Annotated in this window: 22 protein-coding genes; 8 read left to right on the top strand and 14 right to left on the bottom strand. The window is 69.1% G+C overall.

Going from position 1 to position 21,273, the window contains the following annotated elements; translation table 11 throughout:
- Both ACSQ2F_RS16940 and ACSQ2F_RS16935 read right to left on the bottom strand, forming a co-directional pair.
- The gene (locus ACSQ2F_RS16940; protein ID WP_436024907.1) at positions 1-768 is read right to left on the bottom strand and encodes an ABC transporter ATP-binding protein; all 768 of its coding nucleotides are present in this window, start codon (positions 766-768) and stop codon (positions 1-3) included.
- 199 nt (positions 769-967) lie between these two features.
- A complete protein-coding gene (locus ACSQ2F_RS16935) occupies positions 968-3,184 on the bottom strand; it encodes a 3-hydroxybutyrate oligomer hydrolase family protein (RefSeq protein ID WP_436024905.1) in 2,217 nt (738 codons plus the stop codon).
- A gap of 198 nt (positions 3,185-3,382) precedes the next feature.
- On the opposite strand from ACSQ2F_RS16935, the gene ACSQ2F_RS16930 reads away from it, so the two are divergent.
- The gene (locus ACSQ2F_RS16930) at positions 3,383-3,952 is read left to right on the top strand and encodes a LuxR C-terminal-related transcriptional regulator (protein WP_436024903.1); all 570 of its coding nucleotides are present in this window, start codon (positions 3,383-3,385) and stop codon (positions 3,950-3,952) included.
- 138 nt (positions 3,953-4,090) lie between these two features.
- On the opposite strand, the gene ACSQ2F_RS16925 is transcribed toward ACSQ2F_RS16930, so the two are convergent.
- The 6 genes from ACSQ2F_RS16925 to ACSQ2F_RS16900 form a co-directional block, all read right to left on the bottom strand.
- Entirely contained in the window at positions 4,091-5,188 is a 1,098-nt protein-coding gene (locus ACSQ2F_RS16925) for an ABC transporter ATP-binding protein (protein ID WP_436024901.1), read from the bottom strand.
- A gap of 10 nt (positions 5,189-5,198) precedes the next feature.
- Positions 5,199-6,107: a carbohydrate ABC transporter permease gene (locus ACSQ2F_RS16920; protein ID WP_436024899.1), complete on the bottom strand. Its 909-nt coding sequence runs from the start codon at positions 6,105-6,107 to the stop codon at positions 5,199-5,201.
- Positions 6,104-7,000, bottom strand: a complete 897-nt coding sequence (locus ACSQ2F_RS16915; RefSeq protein ID WP_436024897.1) for a carbohydrate ABC transporter permease — start codon at positions 6,998-7,000, stop codon at positions 6,104-6,106. Before ACSQ2F_RS16915 ends, ACSQ2F_RS16920 begins: the two co-directional genes overlap by 4 nt.
- Positions 7,001-7,075: 75 nt before the next feature.
- On the bottom strand, positions 7,076-8,335 hold the full coding sequence (locus tag ACSQ2F_RS16910; RefSeq protein ID WP_436024895.1) for an ABC transporter substrate-binding protein: 1,260 nt from the start codon (positions 8,333-8,335) through the stop codon (positions 7,076-7,078).
- A gap of 235 nt (positions 8,336-8,570) precedes the next feature.
- On the bottom strand, positions 8,571-10,040 hold the full coding sequence (locus ACSQ2F_RS16905; RefSeq protein WP_436024893.1) for a sensor histidine kinase: 1,470 nt from the start codon (positions 10,038-10,040) through the stop codon (positions 8,571-8,573).
- 48 nt (positions 10,041-10,088) lie between these two features.
- Positions 10,089-10,775, bottom strand: coding sequence for a response regulator transcription factor (locus tag ACSQ2F_RS16900; protein ID WP_436026858.1), 687 nt, complete (start codon positions 10,773-10,775; stop codon positions 10,089-10,091).
- A 102-nt stretch (positions 10,776-10,877) separates the two neighbouring features.
- Here ACSQ2F_RS16900 and ACSQ2F_RS16895 point away from each other — a divergent pair, with 102 nt between their 5' ends.
- On the top strand, positions 10,878-11,225 hold the full coding sequence (locus ACSQ2F_RS16895; protein WP_436024891.1) for a GFA family protein: 348 nt from the start codon (positions 10,878-10,880) through the stop codon (positions 11,223-11,225).
- Positions 11,226-11,247: 22 nt separating this feature from the next.
- Here the strand turns inward: ACSQ2F_RS16895 and ACSQ2F_RS16890 are convergent, their stop codons facing one another.
- The 3 genes from ACSQ2F_RS16890 to ACSQ2F_RS16880 all read right to left on the bottom strand — a co-directional run bounded on the left by ACSQ2F_RS16890 (position 11,248) and on the right by ACSQ2F_RS16880 (position 13,769).
- Positions 11,248-11,805: a YcbK family protein gene (locus ACSQ2F_RS16890; RefSeq protein WP_436024889.1), complete on the bottom strand. Its 558-nt coding sequence runs from the start codon at positions 11,803-11,805 to the stop codon at positions 11,248-11,250.
- Positions 11,802-13,463 (bottom strand): L,D-transpeptidase family protein, encoded by a 1,662-nt coding sequence (locus ACSQ2F_RS16885; RefSeq protein ID WP_436024887.1) that lies wholly within the window; start codon positions 13,461-13,463, stop codon positions 11,802-11,804. Before ACSQ2F_RS16885 ends, ACSQ2F_RS16890 begins: the two co-directional genes overlap by 4 nt.
- A 126-nt stretch (positions 13,464-13,589) precedes the next feature.
- Complete coding sequence (locus ACSQ2F_RS16880; RefSeq protein ID WP_436024885.1) at positions 13,590-13,769, bottom strand: DUF3606 domain-containing protein; 180 nt, start codon at positions 13,767-13,769, stop codon at positions 13,590-13,592.
- Positions 13,770-13,969: 200 nt separating this feature from the next.
- On the opposite strand from ACSQ2F_RS16880, the gene ACSQ2F_RS16875 reads away from it, so the two are divergent.
- From ACSQ2F_RS16875 to ACSQ2F_RS16850, 6 genes are all read left to right on the top strand, one after another.
- Positions 13,970-14,386, top strand: coding sequence for a nuclear transport factor 2 family protein (locus ACSQ2F_RS16875; RefSeq protein ID WP_436024883.1), 417 nt, complete (start codon positions 13,970-13,972; stop codon positions 14,384-14,386).
- A gap of 5 nt (positions 14,387-14,391) precedes the next feature.
- A complete protein-coding gene (locus ACSQ2F_RS16870) occupies positions 14,392-15,063 on the top strand; it encodes a DUF2238 domain-containing protein (protein WP_436024881.1) in 672 nt (223 codons plus the stop codon).
- A gap of 3 nt (positions 15,064-15,066) precedes the next feature.
- Entirely contained in the window at positions 15,067-15,336 is a 270-nt protein-coding gene (locus ACSQ2F_RS16865; protein WP_436024879.1) for a hypothetical protein, read from the top strand.
- Between the two features lie 13 nt (positions 15,337-15,349).
- Positions 15,350-15,655: a DUF1330 domain-containing protein gene (locus tag ACSQ2F_RS16860; protein ID WP_436024877.1), complete on the top strand. Its 306-nt coding sequence runs from the start codon at positions 15,350-15,352 to the stop codon at positions 15,653-15,655.
- Positions 15,656-15,675: 20 nt separating this feature from the next.
- Complete coding sequence (locus ACSQ2F_RS16855) at positions 15,676-16,053, top strand: class I SAM-dependent methyltransferase (protein WP_436024875.1); 378 nt, start codon at positions 15,676-15,678, stop codon at positions 16,051-16,053.
- A 233-nt stretch (positions 16,054-16,286) separates the two neighbouring features.
- Positions 16,287-16,943 (top strand): class I SAM-dependent methyltransferase, encoded by a 657-nt coding sequence (locus tag ACSQ2F_RS16850; RefSeq protein ID WP_436024873.1) that lies wholly within the window; start codon positions 16,287-16,289, stop codon positions 16,941-16,943.
- A 45-nt stretch (positions 16,944-16,988) separates the two neighbouring features.
- On the opposite strand, the gene ACSQ2F_RS16845 is transcribed toward ACSQ2F_RS16850, so the two are convergent.
- From ACSQ2F_RS16845 to ACSQ2F_RS16835, 3 genes are all read right to left on the bottom strand, one after another.
- Positions 16,989-18,845: a glucokinase gene (locus ACSQ2F_RS16845; RefSeq protein WP_436026857.1), complete on the bottom strand. Its 1,857-nt coding sequence runs from the start codon at positions 18,843-18,845 to the stop codon at positions 16,989-16,991.
- Positions 18,846-18,951: 106 nt separating this feature from the next.
- Positions 18,952-20,751: an alpha-amylase family glycosyl hydrolase gene (locus tag ACSQ2F_RS16840; RefSeq protein ID WP_436026855.1), complete on the bottom strand. Its 1,800-nt coding sequence runs from the start codon at positions 20,749-20,751 to the stop codon at positions 18,952-18,954.
- A 67-nt stretch (positions 20,752-20,818) separates the two neighbouring features.
- Complete coding sequence (locus ACSQ2F_RS16835; protein WP_436024870.1) at positions 20,819-21,268, bottom strand: pullulanase-associated domain-containing protein; 450 nt, start codon at positions 21,266-21,268, stop codon at positions 20,819-20,821.
- Between the last annotated feature and the right edge of the window lie 5 nt (positions 21,269-21,273).

The raw sequence follows: 21,273 nt of genomic DNA, 5'->3' as shown, positions 1-21,273 counted from the left end.
TCAGTGGGCTCCCTGGAGTTGGGCGTCGGCGCTGCCCATGTAGGCTTCCATCACTGCCGGGTTCTTCGACACCTCGGCATACGGACCCTCGGCCAGCGTGGCGCCGCGCTGCAGCACGGTGATGGTGTCGGCGATGCTCGAGACCACGCTCATGTTGTGCTCCACCATGAGCACCGTGCGGTTGGCGGACACCTTCTTGATCAGCTGGCGGATGCGGTCGACGTCTTCCAGGCCCATGCCCTGCGTGGGTTCGTCGAGCAGCATCAGCTCCGGGTCCATTGCGAGCGTGGTGGCGATCTCCAGGGCCCGCTTGCGGCCGTAGCTCAACTCCACCGTGGGCAGTGCCGCATAACCTTCAAGGTCGACCGCGCGAAGCAGCTCCATCGCCCGCGCGTCGAGCGGCTCCAGGCTGCGCTCGGAGCGCCAGAAGTGAAACGACGTACCGAGCTTGCGCTGGAGTGCGACGCGCACGTTCTCCAACACGGTGAGGTGGGGAAACACCGCCGAGATCTGGAACGAACGGATCACGCCGCGCCGTGCGATGCGGGCCGAGGACTCGTTCGTGATGTCGTCGCCGTTGAACAGGATCTGGCCCCGCGACGGGATCAGGAACTTCGTCAGCAGGTTGAAGCAGGTCGTCTTGCCTGCGCCGTTGGGGCCGATCAACGCGTGGATGTGGCCCCGCTGGACCTTCAGGTCGACCTGGTTGACCGCCACGAAGCCCTTGAACTCCTTCGTCAGGCCCCGCGTTTCGAGAATGGTGTCCATCGGATCTTTCTCTGCAACTGATGTCGACCCGCCGGCACGGGGGCCGGCGGAGGAACGAACGGCGGACAGGGCGCGCGGGGAGCCGCTGTCCGGACGCTGCGAAGAATACGAACCCATCGTGTCCGCAGCAATGCGCAGAATTACCTTAGGGTGTTCCCTCGACAGTGGCACCCCGGGGCAACCCGAGGTGCCACGCCGATCAGTCCGGAACGGTGAGGCCGCCGCTGGCCACGGTGATGAGGTCGGCCCCGGCTGGCGTCGCCGCGATGCGCGGCACGTTCGCCGGCGTGATCGCGGGCGCCGCGCCGGGGGCGCCCCCGCGCGGCACGGTACGCACCACCTGGCTGGGCGGCAGGGGCGCCTTCTGGTGCACGTGGGCCCACACCAGGTCGAGCGCCTGGTTCATGTAGTGGTGCATCGGCACGAAGAGGGTGTCGTAGCCGGCCACGCCGCCTGCGGCCGGGTTGAAGGCGTCGAAGTGCTGGCCGTTCATCACCTCGTAGTACCGGACCGCACTGCGCGCCCCTTCAACGCGGCTGTTGAATGCCACGTAGGGCCGGGCCGTGTGGTTCACCGGCAGCAAGGTGTCGCTGCGGCCTGCGACGATCACGACCGGCAGGCCGCGCAGGTTGCCCGACATCAGCACCTCCGCGATGCCGGCGCGCACCCGTTGGCTCTGCGCCGCCGCCGTCCCCGCCAGGGTCGCGCCCGTGACCGTGTTCACGCCCTTGACGAGGTCGTGCAGGCACAGCAGGCCGTCGAGCGAGCCGTCGATGCGTCCGGTGGAGGGCGACACCCCGACGTGGTACTGCCGGGCTCCGCCGACCGAGTCGTTGTAGATGACGTCGCCGCCGGTGTTCAGGCCGTTGCCGGTGGCGAACAGACCGGCCTGCACAGCCGGCAGCTGGGCTGCGACGGCTCCGGTGGCATCCACGTTCGCCAGGCTGAAGCCGCAGACGTTGTCGGCCACGGAGAACCGGCCGTAGGCGTTCACGTAGCTCATGGCCACGTAGAAGTCGGCCAGCCGGTAGTGCGAGGCATGCAGCGCGTCGTGGTTCGGGTCCGTCCAGCCATAGGCTCGCATCTTCGCCAGGGCATCGTCGGCCTGGGCCGCGGTGGTGGCCCCCGACACCAGACCCTTGTCGGCGAGCGATTGGCAGCGGTTGGCGGCCATGGTTTCCAGCGGCACGCCGGCCACCGTATTCACCGCGTGCGGGCCGGTGCCGAGGCCGAGCCATCCGGGGCGCACCCCGGTGGGCGCCTGTGCACCGGCCGCGATGGCCGCGCACGGCTCGTAGATCATGCGGTAGGTGAAGTAGTCCGCCAGGGGACGACCGGCCTGTGCGACGGGGCGGGTGCCCTCGGTGACCGTCACGCCTTCCATCGAGCGCGGCTGCACGTTCGGCTCGGACACCGCGACCGCGTCGATCAGGCCCTCGGTGTCCTGCTCGGCGGCCTGGAGCGATTCACCGCCGCCATTGGAAACGGACGAGGCGATGACGGTGGTGTTGTTCGCATGGTACGTGCGCAGGTGGCGACCGGTGGCCGTGTCGACGGGTGCGTGCACCTCGTTGATGGCCCAGAAGGCGAACCGGATGCTGTCGAGCACGTTGCGGCCCCAGTCCTTTTCCGGGTTCTGCTGCGAGTGGGCGTGCTTGTAGGCAAAACGGTTCGGGAAGGCGGCGTTGAAGGTCGCCAGCGCCGTCGCATCGAGGTCGGCCGCGAAGTGGGCGGCGTTGCCCGCGGTGGCGCGCGGCACCAACCGGCCGTCGATCAGGTTGACGCGGTCGCCTTGCAGGTCGTGGTAGCCGATGCCCTTGCCGGTGTCGGTGTAGGCGACGGCACAGCCGCGCTTGAGGCCCCATTCGCCGGCGGTGCCGATCGCACCATAGACGCCCCGCGAGCCGGAGGACGGTGCCGTGACGATGCAGGCCCGGGCCGGGTCGAAGTGGTCGGGGAGCTGCACCATCATGGTCACGTTCTTGCGGCCCGTGCCGTCGTCCGCGTAGGCGATGAACTCGCGCCCGGCGATGCGTCCCTCGCTCGCGCTGACGCTGCCGTCCACCGCCACGTTGGGGCCATACAGGGTGCCGTAGCCGCCGGCGGCGGAGGTGTCGACCAGCGCCCGATAGTTGGTGTGAATGGCGCGACGGCGCAGTTCCGGAGGCGTCGGGTTCAGGGCGTCGGCGAAGGCCGGCGCCGTGGAGGAGCCGATGCCGGTCCGGCCGAGCCCGGCGGTGAGCAGGTCGTCGCTCGTGCCGTCGTAGCGCTGGGTGGAGACGGTGCCGAAGCCGGCGGGAAGCTGGTTGAGCGGTGCGTCGTCATCGCCGCCGCAGGCGGTGACGAGCACGGGAACGGAGAGGATCAGGCAGGCCGCCCAAAGAGGGTGGCGGCGGTACGGAGCGTGGGTCATCATCGGGTTCTCCCTGAGGGGTGGATGAACATCCGGCCGTGCGCGAGACACGCACTTCAAGGCGACGGCACCGGTATCTACCGGTTTCCCACAGTTGCAATCGATTCACTCGACGTCAGACTGGCCATCGCGGGCTGCGAGCGTAAGAGCGCGCAGCCCACCTCACAACCCGAAAAACTTCCCTAGGGCTTCCCCCAGGTCATGCTGCTCGACTTCCCGGAGACCGACGTGCATGCCACGCTGGCGTTCGACATGGCGCCGGTGGGGCTGTGCGTCTCCGAACACCGCATCATCCGGCGCTGCAATCGCAAGTTCGCCAGCATCTTCGGCTACAGCGTGGAGGAAATCGAAGGCCAGTCCTTCGCGATGCTGTATCCCTCGCAGAGCGAGTTCGTGCGCATCGGTGAACTCAGCCAGGCGCGCATGCGCATCTCGGGCCAGTACGCCGACGACCGCATCATGCGCCGCAAGAGCGGTCAGCTGTCGTGGTTCCACTCGGCCGGCCAGTCCATGGATCCGGCCTCGCCCTTCGAGCGGGTGGTGTGGATGTTCGAGGACCTGGAGACGACCCGCCAGGTCACGGTCTCGCTCACCGCGCGGGAGCGCGACGTGGCGAGCCTGCTGGTGACCGGTGCGAGCGCCAAGACCATCGCCCGCACGCTCGGCCTCTCACCGCGCACGGTGGAGCACTACCGCACGCGCCTCATCAACAAGCACGACGTGCGCACCACGAGCGAGCTGATCTCGCGGCTGGTCGGGCCGGTGCGCTGACGCGCCCGATTTGGCGGGCCGTGCGCTGAAGCGCCGGGCTTCGCGGGCCGTGCGCTGAAGCGCCCGACTTCGCGGGCCGTGCGCTGAAGCGCCGGGCTTCGCGGGCCGTGCGCTGAAGCGCCGTTCCCGCCAGGCCCGTCAGGCCACGGCGAGGTGCAGCGGCTGCGGGACGATGCGCTGCTCGCTGGCCGCATCGAAGAGGTGCACGTCCGTCGGCTGCCAGGCCAGGGCCACCGTGTCGCCAACCGCGGCCGGCACCTTGCCTGGCACGCGGACGACCAGGGGGCCGGCGGCGGTATCGACGAAGGCATAGCTCTCCGGTCCGGTCGGCTCGGTCATGGTCAGCACGCCGGCGAGGCCACTGCCGGCCGGCACGAAGCGCAGCGCCTCGGGGCGCAGGCCGTAGATCATCTCCTGGCCGGTGTGGTTCTGCAGCGTGGCGGCGAGCTGCGGCGCCATGGCGAGTTCCACGCCCTTGGCATACAGGCCGTTGCGTTCACGGCGTGCACTGATCATGTTCATGGCGGGCGAGCCGATGAACTCGGCCACGAAGCGGGTCGCCGGGTGGCTGTAGATCTCGTCGGGCGTGCCGAACTGCTGCAGGATGCCGTCGCGCATGACCGCGATGCGGTCGCCGAGCGTCATGGCCTCCACCTGGTCGTGGGTCACGTACACCGTGGTGGTGCGGGTGCGCTGGTGCAGCAGCTTGATCTCGGCCCGCATCTCGACCCGCAGCTTGGCGTCGAGGTTGGACAGCGGTTCGTCGAAGAGGAACAGCGAAGGCTGGCGGGCCAGCGCCCGCCCCATCGCCACGCGCTGGCGCTGGCCGCCCGACAACTGGCCCGGCTTGCGGTCGAGCAGGTGATCGAGCTGCAGCATCTTGGCCACGCGGTCGACGGCGGCCTGCCGCTCGGCCTTGGGCACCCGGCGCATCTCGAGCGCGAACGAGATGTTCTGCGCCACGGTCATGTTGGGGTACAGCGCGTAGCTCTGGAACACCATCGCGATGTCACGGTCCTTCGGTGCGACGTAGGTGATGTCGCGGTCGCCGAGGATGATGTTGCCCGAGGTGGGCGAGTCGAGGCCCGCGATCATCGAGAGCAAGGTGGACTTGCCGCAGCCCGAGGGGCCGACGAGGATGACGAACTCGCCCTCGGCGATCTCGAGGTCGATGGACTTGAGGATGTTGAACGAGCCGTAGCTCTTCTTCACCTGGCGAATGGACAGGGCACCCATGATGTTCTCCTTAACCCTTGACTGCGCCGGCCGTCAGGCCTCGCACGAAATATTGGCCTGCCACGATGTAGACGATCAGGGTCGGCAGGCCGGCGATCAGTGCGGCGGCCATGTCGACGTTGTATTCCTTGACGCTGCTGGTGGTGTTGGCGAGGTTGTTCAGGCCGACGGTGACCGGCTTCGAATCGGCACCGGAGAACACCACGCCGAACAGGAAGTCGTTCCAGATCTGCGTGAACTGCCAGATGAGGCAGACCACGATGATGGGCGTCGACAGCGGCAGCACGATGCGCACGAAGATGCGCCAGAAGCCCGCGCCGTCGAGCATCGCGGCCTTGATGAGCTCATCGGGCAGCGCGGCGTAGTAGTTGCGGAAGAACAGCGTCGTGCCGGGCAGGCCGCACAGCAGGTGCACGAGGATCAGCCCCCACACCGAACTGGCGATGCCCAGCCAGCCGAGCACCTGCGACATCGGCAGCAGGATGACCTGCAGCGGCATGAACACCCCGAACAGCAGCATCGCGAACATCGTTTCGCTGCCACGGAACTTCCACTTGCTGAGCACGTAGCCATTGATGCCGCCCAGGATGGTGGACACCAGCACCGCCGGGATCACGATCATCACCGAGTTCCAGAAGTAGGGCTGCAGGCCCTGGCAGTCGGCGCCCGTGCAGGCGGTCGACCAGGCCTTGCCCCAGGAGCTGAAGTCGAGCGCGGTCGGCAGCGCGAGCAGGCCGCCTTCCCGGATCTCGTCCATCGACTTCACCGAGGTGACGACCATCACGTAGAGGGGCGCCAGGAAGAAGCCGGCGAAGGCGATCAGCACGGCCCACAGCAGCCAGCGCTGCCAGGTAAGCGAGCGGCTCGGTGCCGCGGCCGATGCGACCGGAGGGGACGGAAGGGTGGTCGCGCTGCTCATCGCCGAGTGCTCCGGAGTTCGCTGTAGAGGTAGGGCACCACGATGGCGGCCACGGTGGCGAGCATCACGGTGGCCGAGGCGGCGCCGAGGTTGATCTGGCCGCGGGTGAAGGCCATGGAATACATGTAGGTGGCCGGCATGTCGGTCGCGAAGCCCGGACCGCCGGCGGTGAGCGCCATGACGAGGTCGAAGCTCTTGATGGCGATGTGCGACAGCACCATGATGGTCGAGAAGAACACCGGGCGCAGGCTCGGGATCAGGATGCGCCAGTAGATGCGTGGCAGCGAGGCGCCGTCCACCTGGGCGGCCTTGATGATCGATTCATCGATGCCGCGCAGGCCGGCGAGGAAGAGGGCCATGACGAATCCGGCGCTCTGCCAGATGCCGGCGATCGCCACGCAGTAGATGGCCCGGTCCGGGTCGACCAGCCAGTCGAAGGCGAAGTCGGGGAAGCCCCACTCCCGCACGGTGTGTTCGATGCCCAGGCCCGGGTTGAGGATCCACTTCCACGCCGTGCCGGTGACGATGAAGCTCAGCGCCATGGGGTACAGGTAGATGGTGCGCAGCACGCCTTCGTTGCGGATCTTCTGGTCGAGCAGCACGGCCAGCAACAGGCCGAGCGCCAGCGAGCCGCCGATGAACAGCGTCGCGAACACGGCCAGGTTCCACGATGCCACCTGGAAACGGTCGCTCGCGAACAGGTCGACGTAGGGTTCGATGCCGGCGAACGTGTAGTTGGGCAGCAGGCGGGAGGCCGACACCGAGAAGTACGCGTTCCACAGGATGAGCCCGTAGATGAACAGGAAGCCGAGGACGAACGACGGCGCGACGACGAGCTTCGGGAGCCAGTCGATGCGGGGCCGGGTCGGCGCGGTGGCAGTGGGATGACTCATGGGGCGTAGGAGCCCGGGGGCGGACGTCATGTCCACCCCCGGGCCGATCTCCAGGCTTGCGGCCGGACGGCCGGGTTACTTCGTGCGCGCGGCGGCGACGAGCTTGTCCATCGTCGCGTCGGCGGTGTCGCGCTCGCTGTTCCAGAACTGCGAGACGACGTCCTTGATGGCGCCTTCGGCCGCGCTCGACACGGCCATGCCGTGGGCGATGGACGGCACCAGCCCGCCGGTCTTGGCGGTGTCGACGAAGTCCTTGGCCGACTGCTTGGCGCAGCTGTCGAACTTGTCCAGGTTCATGTTCAGGCGAACCGGGATCGAGCCCTTGTTCAGGTTGAAGAGCTCCTGGAAGGCCGGCGACATCAGCGCGGTGGCCAGGTTCTTCTGGGCCTTCACGTTGGCGTCGTTCTTCAGCTGGAACATCGCGAAGCTGTCCACGTTGTACGTGTAGGCCTTGGCGGTGCCGGGAGCGGCGACGCACTCGAAGTCCTTGCCCGGCGTCTTGTTCGCGGCGATGAACTCGCCCTTGGCCCAGTCGCCCATGAGCTGCATGCCGGCTTCACCGCGGATCACCATGGCCGTGGCCAGGTTCCAGTCACGGCCGGGCGCGTTCTTGTCGGTGTAGTCCTTGACCTTCTTGAACGTCGTCAGCACTTCCTTCATCTTCGGGCTCTTGAGGGTGGCCGGGTCGAGCTGCACCAGGGCCTTCTTGTAGAAGTCGGTGCCGCCGAGCCCGAGGGCCACGCTTTCGAAGATGGTGAAGTCCTGCCAGCTCTGGCCACCGTGGGCCAGCGGGATGATGCCGGCCTTCTTGAGGGCCTCGGCCGTGGTGAAGAACTCGGGCCAGGTGGTGGGCGCCTTGGCATTGGCCTTCTTCAGGGCCTCGGGGTTGATCCACAGCCAGTTGACGCGGTGCACGTTGACCGGCGCGGCGATGTAGTGGCCCTTGTACTTCAGGCCGTCGGCAATGGCCTTCGGGAGGTTGGCATCCCAGTTGTCGGCCTTGGCCACGTCGTCCAGGTTGGCGAGCACGCCTTCCTTGGCCCAGTCCTGCAGGGACGGGCCCTTGATCTGGGCGGCGGAGGGCGGGTTGCCCGACACGACGCGCGACTTGAGCACCGTCATCGCGGAGTCGCCGCCACCGCCGGCCACGGCGAAGTCCTTCCAGGTGTCGCCCTTGGCTTGCAGCGTGGAGGCCAGGGCCTTGGCGGCCTTCGCCTCGCCGCCGGCCGTCCACCAGTGCAGCACCTCGACCTCGCCCGCGTGGGCCACGGAGAGGGTCGAACCCAGGGCCAGGACGGCGGCGACGTGCAGCGGTTTCAGGAAGAACTTGCGCATGTTTTTCTCGCTTTCAGAAAGGCGGGGCAAGCCGGCCCCGGGTCGTGGAACGGAGGGTGCCGGTGCCGGGTGCCGAAGTGCCCCGGGTACCGACGCGCCGGCACACAGGCCGGGCGTCGAATATTAATGAGACATTAATGCACATTAACATGGGATAAACATCGCTTGCGTAACGTGATGTTTTGCACTAAGGCGATCCCAAGCCCGTGCCGGCCAAGCGGCCGCGGAGGACCGGTCAGGCAGCGAGGCGAAGCGCGATGTGCACCCGCAGGCCGTGAGGCAGGCGGCTGTGAAGCTCGACCCGCCCGTCATGGCGCTCGACGATTTCCTTGACGATGGCGAGGCCGAGCCCGCAACCGTTGCCTTCGTGGGTGGCGCGGAAGAAGCGCTCGAAGGCCGCCTGGTGGTGCTCCGGCGGGATGCCGGGCCCCGAGTCCTCGACGTCGATCACGGCACGGCCTTCGGCCACGCCGATCCGCACCGTCACTTCCGCCCCGCGGCCGGCGTAGCGGATGGCGTTGTCGATGACGTTGGCGACGGCTTCCCGAATGAGCAGCGGGTTGGCGTCGACCATCACGGCGACCTCGTCGTCCGGCGCTTCCGCCATGCCGAGGTCGATGCCCGCGGCGAGTGCGCGCGGAACCATCTCTGCCGTCACTTCACCCGCCGCACGGCGAAGATCGAAGCGGACACGGCCCAGGCTGTTGGTCGACTCGGGCTCCGCCCGGGCCAGGGTGAGCAACTGGCCGACGAGGTGGGCGCTGCGGGTGGCGCTGTCGTGCACCCGCTGCAGCCGTTGTCGAAGCGCCGGATCGTCCGTTTCCTTGAGGGCGAGCTCGGTCTGGCTCTTGAGTCCGGCCAGAGGCGTGCGAAGCTGGTGTGCCGCATCGCTGATGAAGCGCCGCTGCCCCGCGACGCTGTGCTGCACGGCATGCAGCAGTTCGTTCAGCGCGTTCACCAGCGCCCGCACTTCCTCGGGCGCGCTGGCGAGCTGGATCGGGCTCAGGTTGTCCGGCGCCCGGTCGATCACGGCGTCGCGCAGTCGGGCGAGCGGCGCCAGGCCCGCCCGGATCCCGGCCCACACGATGACCGACATCAGCAGCACGAGGCCGCTCAAGGGCAGCGCCATGTCGACGAGGATCTGTCCTGCCAGCGCGTCCCGGCTGGCGCGGCTCTTGGCGATCTGGACCAGCATGGTCTGCGGCGTGTCGTCCTCGCCCCAGCCGACGTACAGCGCCGCGATGCGGACGGCCACCGGCGTGCCGTCCTGGTCGAGCATTGCGTTGTAGAAGACGGGATCGTTGTAGGGCGGCGGCGATGTCGCACCCGCCTCGGCGGGAGGCAGCGGGAGCTGGCGATTGCCGAGGATGAACTTGCCGGGGGGCGAGCTCACCATGTAGTAGACCTTGTCGTCCGGATCGGACTCGATGATGTCCCGCGCTGCGCGCGGAAAGTCGATCAGCAGGCCATTGCCCAGTGGCTTGACCTGCCGACCCAGGGCCTGCGAGGCCTGGTACAGGCTGCGGTCGATGGCCAGGTTGGCGTAGCGTGCGGCCACGTTGTAGGTGATCACGGCGGCCGCGGCCCAGAGCACCAGTTGGGGCAGCAGCAGCCAGATGAGCAGGTGCGTGCGCAGGGGCCGCGAACCCGGCGTAAGCCAGGGCACGGTGCCGAGCGATTCACGCAGGCGCCGCCGCGGTGTCATGTCACTCCGCGCTGCGCCGCCCGGACGGGCGCTCTCGGCGTTGCGACCTCACGCCAGGGTCTCCAGCAGGTAGCCGAGGCCCCGCACCGTGCGGATGCCAAGCCCCGAGCCCTCGAGCTTGCGGCGCAGGCGATGGATGTAGACCTCGAGCGCGCCGCCCACGGCGCCGGGTTCGTTGCCTTCGCCGGCCCAGGCCTGGCCGATCTGCTCCTTCGTGACCACCTTGCCGTGCTGGGTCAGCATCAGGTCGAGCAACAGCCACTCCCGTGGTGACAGCTCCAGCGGCGCGCCGTGCAGCGTGGCCCGGCGGCCCTCCCGGTCGAAGCTGAGCTGGCCCTCGGTCTGCACACCGGCGCGGCCGCTCGGGCCACTGCGGCGTGCACGCCGGAGCAGGGCGCCGATGCGCGCTTCAAGCTCGGGGAAGTCGAACGGCTTGGTGAGGTAGTCGTCCGCGCCCGCGTTGAGTCCGGCCACCCGGCTCTCCAGGCTGTCGAGGGCGGTGAGGATGAGCAGCGGCACCTCCGGATGCGCCGCGTGCGCCCGCTTGAGCACCGTCAGCCCGTCCACCATCGGCAGGCCCAGGTCGATGATGCCGAGGTCGAAGGGTTGATTGAGCAGCAGGTACTCGGCCACCGCGCCGTTGGGCGCCAGCACCACCTCGAAGCCGGCGCCACGCAGGCTGGCCGACAGGGCATCGGCGAGGGTGGGATCGTCTTCGGCGAGCAGCAGGCGCATGGCGGGAGGGGATGGCACGCGACGGATTGTGGCATGTGACCTTCGTTGTTCTACCATCCGGAAGGCCGACGAGAACGGCCGGCGACACCCGGAGGAAACGTCATGACGCACCAGGGAAGCTGCCACTGCGGACGGATCCGCTTCAGCGTGGACGGCGACATCGACAGCGCACTCGCCTGCAACTGTTCCATGTGCCAGCGACGCGGCTCGCTGCTCTGGTTCGTGCCACGCGAGGCGTTGCGGCTGCAGACGCCCGACGAGGATGCGGCCACCTACACCTTCAACCAGCATGTGATACGACACCGGTTCTGCCCCGTGTGCGGCATCCATCCGTTCGGGGAGGGCACCGACCCCAAGGGCCGTGCCATGGCGGCCATCAACATCCGGTGCGTGGAGGACATCGACCTCGCGGCCGTGCCGGTCACGCACTACGACGGTCGGGCCAGCTGAGCCCCGCGCCCGACCGCGCGGGTCACCAGTGGCGCACGCGCCCGGTGTCGATGTGCACGAACTGGTCGCGCGGGTAGTAGCCCACGCCTCCGCCCTTGAGCGACAGCGCGGCGTCGCGCAGTTCGGCGAGTGGCACGCCCGGCAGGCGCACGTCGATGGCGCGGCCGTCCATGTGCAGGCTCCGGGTCGCGACGCCGCCGCCTCGGGTCGCCTTGAGGTGGGCGTTGGTGGCCGGCGCCCGGTAGCCGGAAATCACCTCGTAGGCCCGGTCCGTGCCGAGCGCCCGGCGCACGGCGTGCAACAGGTCGTGCAGCTGGGGATCGATGCGCCCCACCTGGCCGGAGTAGTGGTCGCGCAGGAAGCGGTTCAAGGAGCCGAGGGCGACCGGGTCGTACTCGTCGCCGACGGCATAGACCAGGTCGATCGTCTCGCGGGTATGGGTGTGCACCAGGCCGAGGGCCCGCGGCGCCGCACGCGCCCGGGAGGGCAGCGAGAAGGAGCCGACGGCTGCGGCCGTGGCGAGCCCCGCGCCGTGACGGAGCAGGCGCCGGCGGGCGTGTTGCGGCGGAGACAGGGTCATGGGCGCGAGCCTCCCAGGCGTTCGGTGCGGTTCTCGAGCGCGGCGCTCAGACGCCGATCGTGACCGTAGAGGTCATCATAGAAGTAGATCCGACCGCCTTTGACCAGGGAGGTTCCGTAGGCGATCAACACGGGCACCGGGCGCGCCAGCTTCAGGGTGTTCGACGTCCCTGCGGACATCGTCGCGCGGATGCGCTCCTCCGTCCACTCGGGCTGGTCCTGCAACACGAAGCGCGCCAGGGCGACCGGCTGCTCCACACGGATGCAGCCATGGCTGAAATCCCGCCGCTCCCGCTCGAACAGCGAGACCGACGGCGTGTGGTGCAGGTAGATGTTATCGGCATTGGGAAAGACGAACTTGATGTCGCCCAGCGCGTTGTGCGGCCCGGGACGCTGACGGATGCGCAACTGGCCGGCCAGCACCGCATCGAGGTGGCCCGGCGTCACGCCGGTCGACACCTGGCCGCCCGGGCCGACGAACTCGAAGCCTTGCCGCGCCAGGTAGCCGGGGTCGCGCCGCAGCTTCGGGATGGTTTCACCGCGCGCGATCGAGGGTGGCACGTTCCAGTAGGGACTGAACTCGATGAAGCGCATCACCTCGTCGAACAGCGGCGTGCGGGTATCGAGTGCCTTGCCGACAATGACCTTCATCTCCGCCTCGACGCTGATGCGGCCGTCCTGCACCTCGTAGGCGCGCAGCACGAATTCGGGGATGTTGATGACGATCATGCGGCTGTCCTGCATGAGCGGCGTCCAGCGCATGCGTTCGAGGCCGAGCTCGATCTGGCGAACGCGGTCGGCCGGCGATACCTGCAGGGCGGCAAGGGTGGCGCGGCCGATCACGCCGTCGGCTGGCAACCCGTGCCGTGTCTGGAAGGTGCGCACCGCCTCCACCACGACGGGCTCATAGGTGGGCTGCGGCACGACGGGCGCTGCGGTCGGCGGCACGCTTGTCGCCGCCGAGGCTGACGCCGCGGCAGAAGTCGCCGCAGTGCGACCCGCCGACCCGTCGGACCGCAGGTCTCCCAAGGCGACCAGCCGCTCCGCCAGCAGATCGAGGCCGGTCCAGGCCTGTCCGGGCTCCAGCTTGGTCGTCCGCCTGCCGGCCGGGGCCGGCAGCGGCGGCAACGGCTGCTTCCAGGCGTTGTGAGAGGCCAGCGTGCGGTACAGCACCAAGGCCTGCCGCATCTGATCGTATTGGGGCAGCGCGGGTGCGGCGGCCTGTGCGGCCGCAACGAGTTCCTGGGGTGATTGCACCGCCTGCAGCGCGGCGACAGCGTCGTAGGCCTGTGCCTGCACGCTGAAGTCGTGATGCAGGCTGCGGGGGTCGATGCGGCCGAGGCGCAGGTCTCTCAGGTAGGCCACAGTCGCGGACGTGAGCGCGGCCTCTGCCTGGGCCTGTCGGGCAGGGTCGTTGCCCGCGCCGTTCAGCAATTGCCTCAACCGTGTCGTCCCGTAGTCCCGGGGATCAAGGCCGTGCTCCTGCGCGTGGGCCAGCAGGTCGAGGGCCTGTTCAGCCAGCGGACCGGGCGCGCCCTGCTGGAACCAGGGGGGTGACGGTGCGGGCACGACGGCCTGCGCCTGGACCCCCACCGAAAGGCAGAGGGCCAGCGTGGCCAGCACGGCGTGGCGCCGGCGCAGTTGCGGCAGAAGGGACATGCTGCCATTTTCCCTTGTGCCCGGCGCGCTGACGTGATCCAGCGCAGGCGCGGCCAAGGCCGATGCCCCGCCGACAACGACGGCGGGGCGGGCGCACCTTGTGCCCCGGCCGCCGCCTGTGTCGGCTCAATGGCCCTTGAGGTGCTTCTCGATCGCGTCAGCGCTCGTGCCGACCGCTTTCGCAGCGTCCTTGAGCTGCTCCGGCGTCACGCCGAACTTGCGCGACCAGTCGCGCAGTTCGTAGTCCTCGTTGACGTTGATGCGGGTGCGGTCCTGGCCGCCCGAGCGGGTCTTGTCATCTGCCATGAGATCTCCTGAAGTGCGGCACGGCCGCGGCGGATTCCATCTTGCGGACATCCGCAGGAACGTCAGCCGGTGACGGCCCATTCGAGGTGCAGGCTTTTTCCGACAGCACGTGCCGGACATGGCCGCCGCGGCGCGCGGTGCTAGATTCCGCTCCCACGGGGCGCTCCGAAGGAGGAGGTCCCTCAACAGGAGCCGACCCGATGACCTCTCCCGCCCACGACACGATCGCCGCCTGGCACGAACTGGTGCGCACCCGCGACACGCGGGGCATCGCCGCGCTCCTGGCGGACGAGGTGGTATTCCATTCGCCGGTCGTTCACACGCCGCAGGAGGGGCGCTCGGTGACCCACCAGTACCTGAGCGCCGCGTTCCACGTCTTCTTCAACGACAGCTTCCGGTACGTCCGCGAGGTGGTGTCCGGGCCGGATGCCGTGCTCGAGTTCACCGTGGAGCTCGATGGCATCCTGGTCAACGGGGTCGACATGATCCGGGTGAACGAGGCGGGCCGCATCGTCGAATTCAAGGTGATGCTGCGCCCCCTCAAGGCGGTCAACCTGATCCATCAGAAGATGGCGGCGATGCTGGAGGCCGGCGCCGCGCGCGGGCGCGGCGCCTGAGCCCCGTGCCTGCCGTGCGCCCGGTCCCCGTCACCACCTTCAACCCGGCGCAGCTGGCGTGCGCCGCGGTCGTGCTGGCCAGCCTGCTGGTGTGGTCGGGGTGGCGGCCGTTCGACCGCGCCACCTGGTTGCTCGAGGTGCTGCCCGTGCTGGTGGCAGTGCCGCTGCTCGGTGCGACGTACCGCCGCTATCCGCTCACGCGGCTGCTCTATGTCGGCATCTTCCTGCATGCGCTGGTGCTGATGCTGGGTGGCGCCTACACCTATGCCCGGGTGCCGCTCGGGTTCGAACTGGCCGAGTGGTTCGGCCTGCAGCGCAACCCGTACGACAAGATCGGCCACTTCTTCCAGGGCTTCGTGCCGGCCTTGGTGACGCGCGAGATCCTGCTGCGCGGAGAGCATGTGGCGGGGCCCCGGATGCGGGCGTTCCTCGTCATCTGCGTGGTCCTTGCGATCAGCGCCAGCTATGAGTTCATCGAATGGGGCGCGGCGCTCGCCATGGGGCAGGGTGCCGACGAGTTTCTTGGCACCCAAGGCGACCCGTGGGACACCCAGTCCGACATGTTCCTTGCCCTCATCGGTGCGGTGGCCGCGCTGGCCCTGTTCTCGCGCTGGCATGATCGACAACTGGCGCCGCCGCGCGTGGCCGCCGGTGCATACCCGAAACGAGCTGACTGACTGATGACCAAGACCGTGTTGATTGTCGTGCTTGCGGCCCTGGTGGCCGCCTTCGCATTGAACCCTTCCGCCGAGCGCCACCGCAGCGAGGTGCGCGACGCCGTGGCCGAGCGCAGCCCGGTGGCGGGCCTGCTGGGCGTCGGCGCGCTCACGGCGTTCGTGTCGACCTACCATCCGCTGGGAGTGGCCTCGTACACGACGGTGAACGACCGCGTCGTGTCGGTCGGCGCCTTCGGGGTCGTGTACGTGCGCCAGCCAGCCGCAACGCGTTGAGGAGGAACATTCCATGAGCAAGGGCTACTGGATCGCCCGTGTCGATGTGTCCGACCCCGAGGCCTACAAGGCTTACGTGGTGGCGAACGCCGAGGCCTTTCGCCAGCATGGCGCGCGCTTCCTCGTGCGGGCGGGCCGCTTCGAGAACCCGGAGGGCACGAGCCGCAGCCGCAACGTGGTGATCGAGTTCCCCTCGTACCAGGCGGCGCTCGACTGCTGGAACTCGCCGGCCTACCAGGCCGCGCTTCGCATCCGCCAACCCGTGTCCACGGGCGACGTGGTCATCGTCGAGGGTTACGACGGGCCGCAGCCCGTCTGAGTCGTGGACGGGGTGACGCGGTGAGCGAGCGCCTGCGCCGGGCCGTCGAACGCCTGGACGTGCAACCGGGCGACGTGGTACTGGAAGTCGGGTGCGGCCACGGCCTGGCGGCGTCGCTGATCTGCGAGCGCCTGCGCGGCGGGCACCTCGTCGCGATCGACCGCTCCCGGGCGATGATCGACGCGGCCCGCCGACGCAACCAGCGGTTCGCCGATGCCGGATGCGTCGAATTCGTCTGCACGGCCTTCGAAGATGCCGACTTCGGCGCACGCCGCTTCGATCGCATCCTCGCCCTGAGGGTGGGCCTCTTTCACCGTGACCCCGAGGGCGCTGCGGCCTTGGTGGCGAAGTGGCTTCGGCCCGGCGGTCGCGTGGTCGACGAGTACGACACGCCCTGAACCCGCCGCGGCGTGCGGAAATCACACAGCCGTTGCGCCGCAGGCCCGCCCGACCGGTTATGGTCGGGTCACATCGCATACGCCACCCCACGGGGGCGGTGGCCGGATCGACCTGGTGCACGCCTTCTCGTGCCCGCCGGGGACCACGCTCTCCCGCCCAGCCGGCCCCCCACTCGCCGGCTTCACCGCCCGACCCGCCGGCCTGCCGCCAGCGGAGGTGCACAGGATCCGCGTTGCCCGGCTATCTCACCAAGACCGAGACCCTCGTGGTCGGCGGCATCGACACCATCGTTCGCTCGCTTCTCGATCGCCAGCAGTTCGCCGACCCCCTCGGTGAAGCCGAGCGCATGGGCATCTCGTCGGCGGCCTGGCCGCTCTTCGGGCTGGTCTGGCCCTCCGCGCTGGTGCTGGCGGACCATGTCCAGCGCCTCGCGTTGGCGGGTCGCTCCATCCTCGAAGTCGGCTGCGGACTCGGTCTTGCCAGCGTGGCGCTGCACCGGCGCGATGCCCGGGTGACCGCGAGCGACTGCCATCCGCTGACGGAGCGATTCCTGGCCGAGAACGTGCGGTTGAATGGCCTGTTGCCGCTGCCGTACCGGCGCGGCGACTGGTCGACACCGAACCCGGCACTCGGCCGCTTCGACCTCATCGTCGGCAGCGACGTGCTATACGACCGAGGGCAGCCGGTCGTGTTGTCCGCCTTCATCGAACGCCATGCGGAGCCGACCGCGGAGGTGGTCGTCGTCGACCCGGACCGGGGCAACCGACCGGCCTTTACCCGCTGCATGCAGGCGCTGGGCTTCTCCGTGAGCGAACAGAAGGTCTTCGTGCTGCCGGGCGAGGGCGGCGCCGCCTACAAGGGCCGCCTGCTGCGCTACCTCAGGGCCTGATCCGGCCCGCCGCCGATTCGCAGCCGCAGCGGTCTGGGGGCGGCGTCAACCGATGTGGGAGATCCAGACACCGGGCGCTGCGGGCGAAGGCGCGTCCGCGCCGACGGCCCGGCCGACATTGGCCGCCGGCATGCGCCGCACCGCCAGGCCAACGGCCACCATGTCAATCACGAGCAGATGCAGCACCCGCGAGATCATGGCGACGAATGTGGAACTGTCCTCGTCGTGGTCCACCGCCACGCACACGTCGGCCTTGCGCGCCAACGGCGACTGGGTGGAGGTGATCGCCACCACCGAAGCGCCGCGCTCGCGGGCCGCTTCGGCAGCGCGCAGGAGTTCGGGCGTCTGGCCTGAACTGGAGATGAACACCGCCACATCCTTCGGCCCGAGCGCTTCAGCGGCGATGCTGAACACGGCCGCCTCGGTGCGTGCCACCACGGGAATGCGGAAGCGGAACAGCTTGTGCTGGGCATCCAGGGCCACCATGGCGGAGTTGCCCACGGCGTAGAGTTCGACCCGCTGGGCATCGCGCAGCAGGTCGATCACCCGTTCCACCGTTTCGACGTTGAGCGCGTCACGGAACTGCACGATGGACGAGACGGTGTTGTCCAGCACCTTGGCGCAGAGGTCGGACGTGGCGTCCTGGCGGCGCACCTGGGTCCGCTGCAGCGGGACGGTGCCGGTCAGTCCGGAACCGAGCTTGAGCTTGAAGTCGGCCAGCCCCTCGAAACCGAGCGAGCGGCAGAAGCGGATGACGGTCGGCTGGCTCACCTCGGCGCGCCGCGCGATCACGCCCACCGCATCGTTCAGCACGGCGCGCGGGCTGTCCAGCACCACGTTGGCCACGCGGCGCTCCGCGGGCGAAAGCCCCTCGCGGGCGTTGCGGATGCGCTCGAGCAGCGGGTTGCCGCCGTCCCGGTTCGGCACGTGCTCGGCCAGCAGTGTGGAGACGCCCTGGAACGCCAGGTTGTCGGCCGTCAGGACGAAGGTGGGAATGCGTGACAGGTAGGCGGAGAAGCGGCCTTTCGCCTCGAAGCGCTGGCGGAACCCCGAGCGGTCGAACAGGTCGCCCAGGCGCGGCACGATGCCGCCACCCACGTAGATGCCGCCCGTCGCGCCGAGCGTGAGGGCCAGGTCCGCGGCCACCGTGCCGAGCATGGCGCAGAAGCAGTCGATGGTCTCGATGCAGAGCGGACACTCGCCTCGCTGCGCGCGGCGAACGATCTCCGCAGTGACCAGGGCGGGCTCCGCCTCCGGATGATCCTCGCGCAACGCTTCGTAGACGAGTTCCATGCCGGGCCCGGACACCAGCCGCTCCGCCGAGACGTGCGGCAGCGTCTTCCAGACGTGGCGCAGCACGCGGAGCTCGCGCTCGTCGAGCGGAGCGAAGCTGGCGTGACCCCCTTCGCTGGCGAGCGTCACCCAGCGATCGTTGGCCGGAATGAGGGCCGACACGCCGAGGCCGGTGCCGGGTCCGAGCAGGCCGATGACGCCATCGGGCGCGGGCGCGCCGCCGCCCACCTGCAGCCGTCCGTCGTCACCGACGCCGGGCAGCGCCATGGCCAGCGCGGTGAAGTTGTTGACCACCAGCAAGGTCGACAGGCCGAGCGCCTGCTGCACCGCCTGGATGGAGAACTCCCAGGCGCGGTTCGTCATGCGCACCCAGTCGCCATCGATGGGATAGGCGATGGCAAAGGCGCCGTGCCGCGGGCTCAGGTCCGGGACCGTGGCCAGGTAGGCCCGCACCAGCGGCACGAACTCGGAATAGTCGCCGCAAGGCAGCACGGCGACCCGCTCGAAGCGACCACGCACCCGCTCGATGCAGAAGCGGGCGTAGGTCGCCCCGATGTCGGCCAGCAGGCGGGGCTCGGCGTCGCCGAGTCCCTCGGGATCGTTCGCCATCAGTTGGGCCAGTTGCGGGTCGGTGGAGATGGCGGTTGCGGGCATGTCGGTACGGGGGCGGGTCTGTGCCCACTGTACCGAACGGGCCGCACGGCCGATGACACGGTCAGGGCGCGCGCTCCAGCAGCACCCAGCGGCCGGCGCCCGATGCGAGCGTCACGCGGCCCGCCTGGACGCGCCCCGTCTGCCCGGAGTACGCGTCGCGCACCGCCGTGCCGTCGGCGAAGGTGTCGCCCACGGCGATGCCCTGCTGACCCGCGGCGTTCATCGCCACCACCACCCGATCGCCGGTCGGGGCGTCGATGCGGCTGAAGGTGTAGGGCGCGTCGGCGAGCTGCCGGTGCGTGCCTCGGGCCAGTGCCACGTGGCGTGCGCGGAAGCTGCCCAGCCTTCGCCAGTGCGACAGCAGGGCGGTGTCCGGGCTGGCCCAGTTCATGTCGGACCGCGTGCCCTGTTGCGGGTCGGAGTCCGGCACGGGGCCGAGCGGGCGTGCCGTCTCGTCGCCGTAGAAGATCTGCACACCGCCGGGCGCCAGCATCAGGGCCGCGCCGCCCGCTTCCAACTGCTGGCGATCAAACAGCGAGGTGTCGTGCGAGGACAGGTAGCTGAGGGTCGAATAGCCCGGTCGGCCCGACAGCAGCTGCGCGTAACGTGCGTACAGGGACTCGGGCCTGGCGAACTGCGCCCCGGCGGTCTGGAACTCGAAGTTGATGAGGGCGTCGAAGCCGCTGTCGTGCAGCGCGGTGCGCTCGGGACCTTGCCCCCAGTATTCGCCGACCATCCAGAAGGGCTCGTCGTCGATCTTCTTGTCGGGGTTGCGAGCCTTCCAGTCGGCGAGTGCCGTGGTGGAAGCCGCCTTCAAGGCGGCCCAGGCTTCGGGCTCCACATGCTTGACCGTGTCGGCACGGAAGCCGTCGATGCCGTACTCGCGCACCCAGTCGCTCAGCCACGTGACGAGGTAGCCCCGCACGGTCGTGTTCGGCAGGTCGCGGGCGCGGGTGTCGGGCTTGCCCGGCACGGCCTGGACCGGTGCGGTTGTCGGTGCCGCTGCCGGTTTGCGTGCCTTGCCGGACGACTTTGCCCGGCGATGCGGAGCGGCTTCGGCGGGCGCCGGCGTGCGGGACGCCCGGACCGGTTCCCTTGCCTGCAGGAACGCGGGCAGCTTCACCGCCTCCTGGCTCTCGGTGCGAAAGTCGGCCAGGAAGGCGAGCTGCATGGTCAGGTCGTCGCGTCCGCCGTCGATGTAGCCTGGCAGCCCCGCGCGCACCCAGTCCCGGCCCCACCACTGGCCGAAGTTGAAGTTGTTGTAGTCGATGAAGCCGTGGTAGTCCGTGAGCGTCGCGTTCTCGGCGCCCGGCCACAGCACGTCGAGCCCCAGGTCCTGGGCCGACTTGATGTCGAGGTAGCCGGGGTGGTTCATCACCACGTCGAACAGGATGCGAATGCCCTGGGCGTGCGCGGTGTCGACCATCTCGCGCAGCTCCTCGGGGGTGCCCATGGACTTGTCGAGGGTGGTGAAGTCGAGCGCGTAGTAGCCGTGGTAGGCGTAGTGCTTGAAGGCCTTGTTGCCGCCCACCACCCAGCCGTGGATCTGCTCGTAGGGCGCCGTGATCCAGATGGCGTTCACGCCCAGTTCCTTGAACCAGCCTTCCTTGAGCTTGAGCGTCACGCCCTTCAGGTCGCCGCCGTGGAAGGTGCCGATCTCCTGCAGTCCGTCCTTCTGGCGCCCGTAGGCGTTGTCATTGGCGGGGTTGCCATTGAGGAAGCGGTCGGGGATCAGGAAGTAGACGATCGGGTTGTCGGCGAAGCGGCCCGGCACCGCGGCGGGGGCGCTGGCAGCGGCGGCGGGGGCCGTCGCAACGGCCGGCCCGGTCGGGCCGGGGGAGGAACACGCCGCGACCAGCACGGACAGCAGGGCGGCGGCGAGCCGGCTGGGAAGATGAGGATTCACGGCGTGTGCGCTCCGTCAGGGGTCAGCTGCAGGGCTTGGCCGCGCGGGCCTTGCGGGCGTCGTCGAGCGAGTTGTAGATCTTGCGGTCACCGCTGTTCACCCAGATCTCCGGCGTCGCGTTGGCGTCGAACGACATGTCGCGGCCGCCCTGGTCCTTGGAGTCACCCTTGTGGATGATGTAGTTGACGCGGCCCTTGGTGAAGTCCTCCACCTTGACGTTCCAGAACACGCCGAACTCGCTCTTGCCGGACGGCACCATGGGCTTCTGCCATTCGATGCCCGGCAGCGGGATGCCGCCGTCCTTCCACAGGTGCGCGCCCCAGCCTTCGTAGTTGTTGTCGCAGCGGTTGTAGTGGATGGTGGCCTGGCCGGCCGGCGGCGCGGCGACGGCAGGGGCTTGCAACGACAGGGCGCCGGTGGCGATGGCCGCGGCCGCGGCGAGGGACTTCAGGATCGGGCGGATGTCAGTCATGGGGA

It is taken from the genome of Rhizobacter sp. LjRoot28 (assembly GCF_964253025.1).
In the GTDB taxonomy this organism is placed as follows: Bacteria; Pseudomonadota; Gammaproteobacteria; order Burkholderiales; family Burkholderiaceae_C; genus Rhizobacter.
Note: the sequence above shows the minus strand (reverse complement) of the source record. Positions and strands in the feature narration are given on the sequence as shown.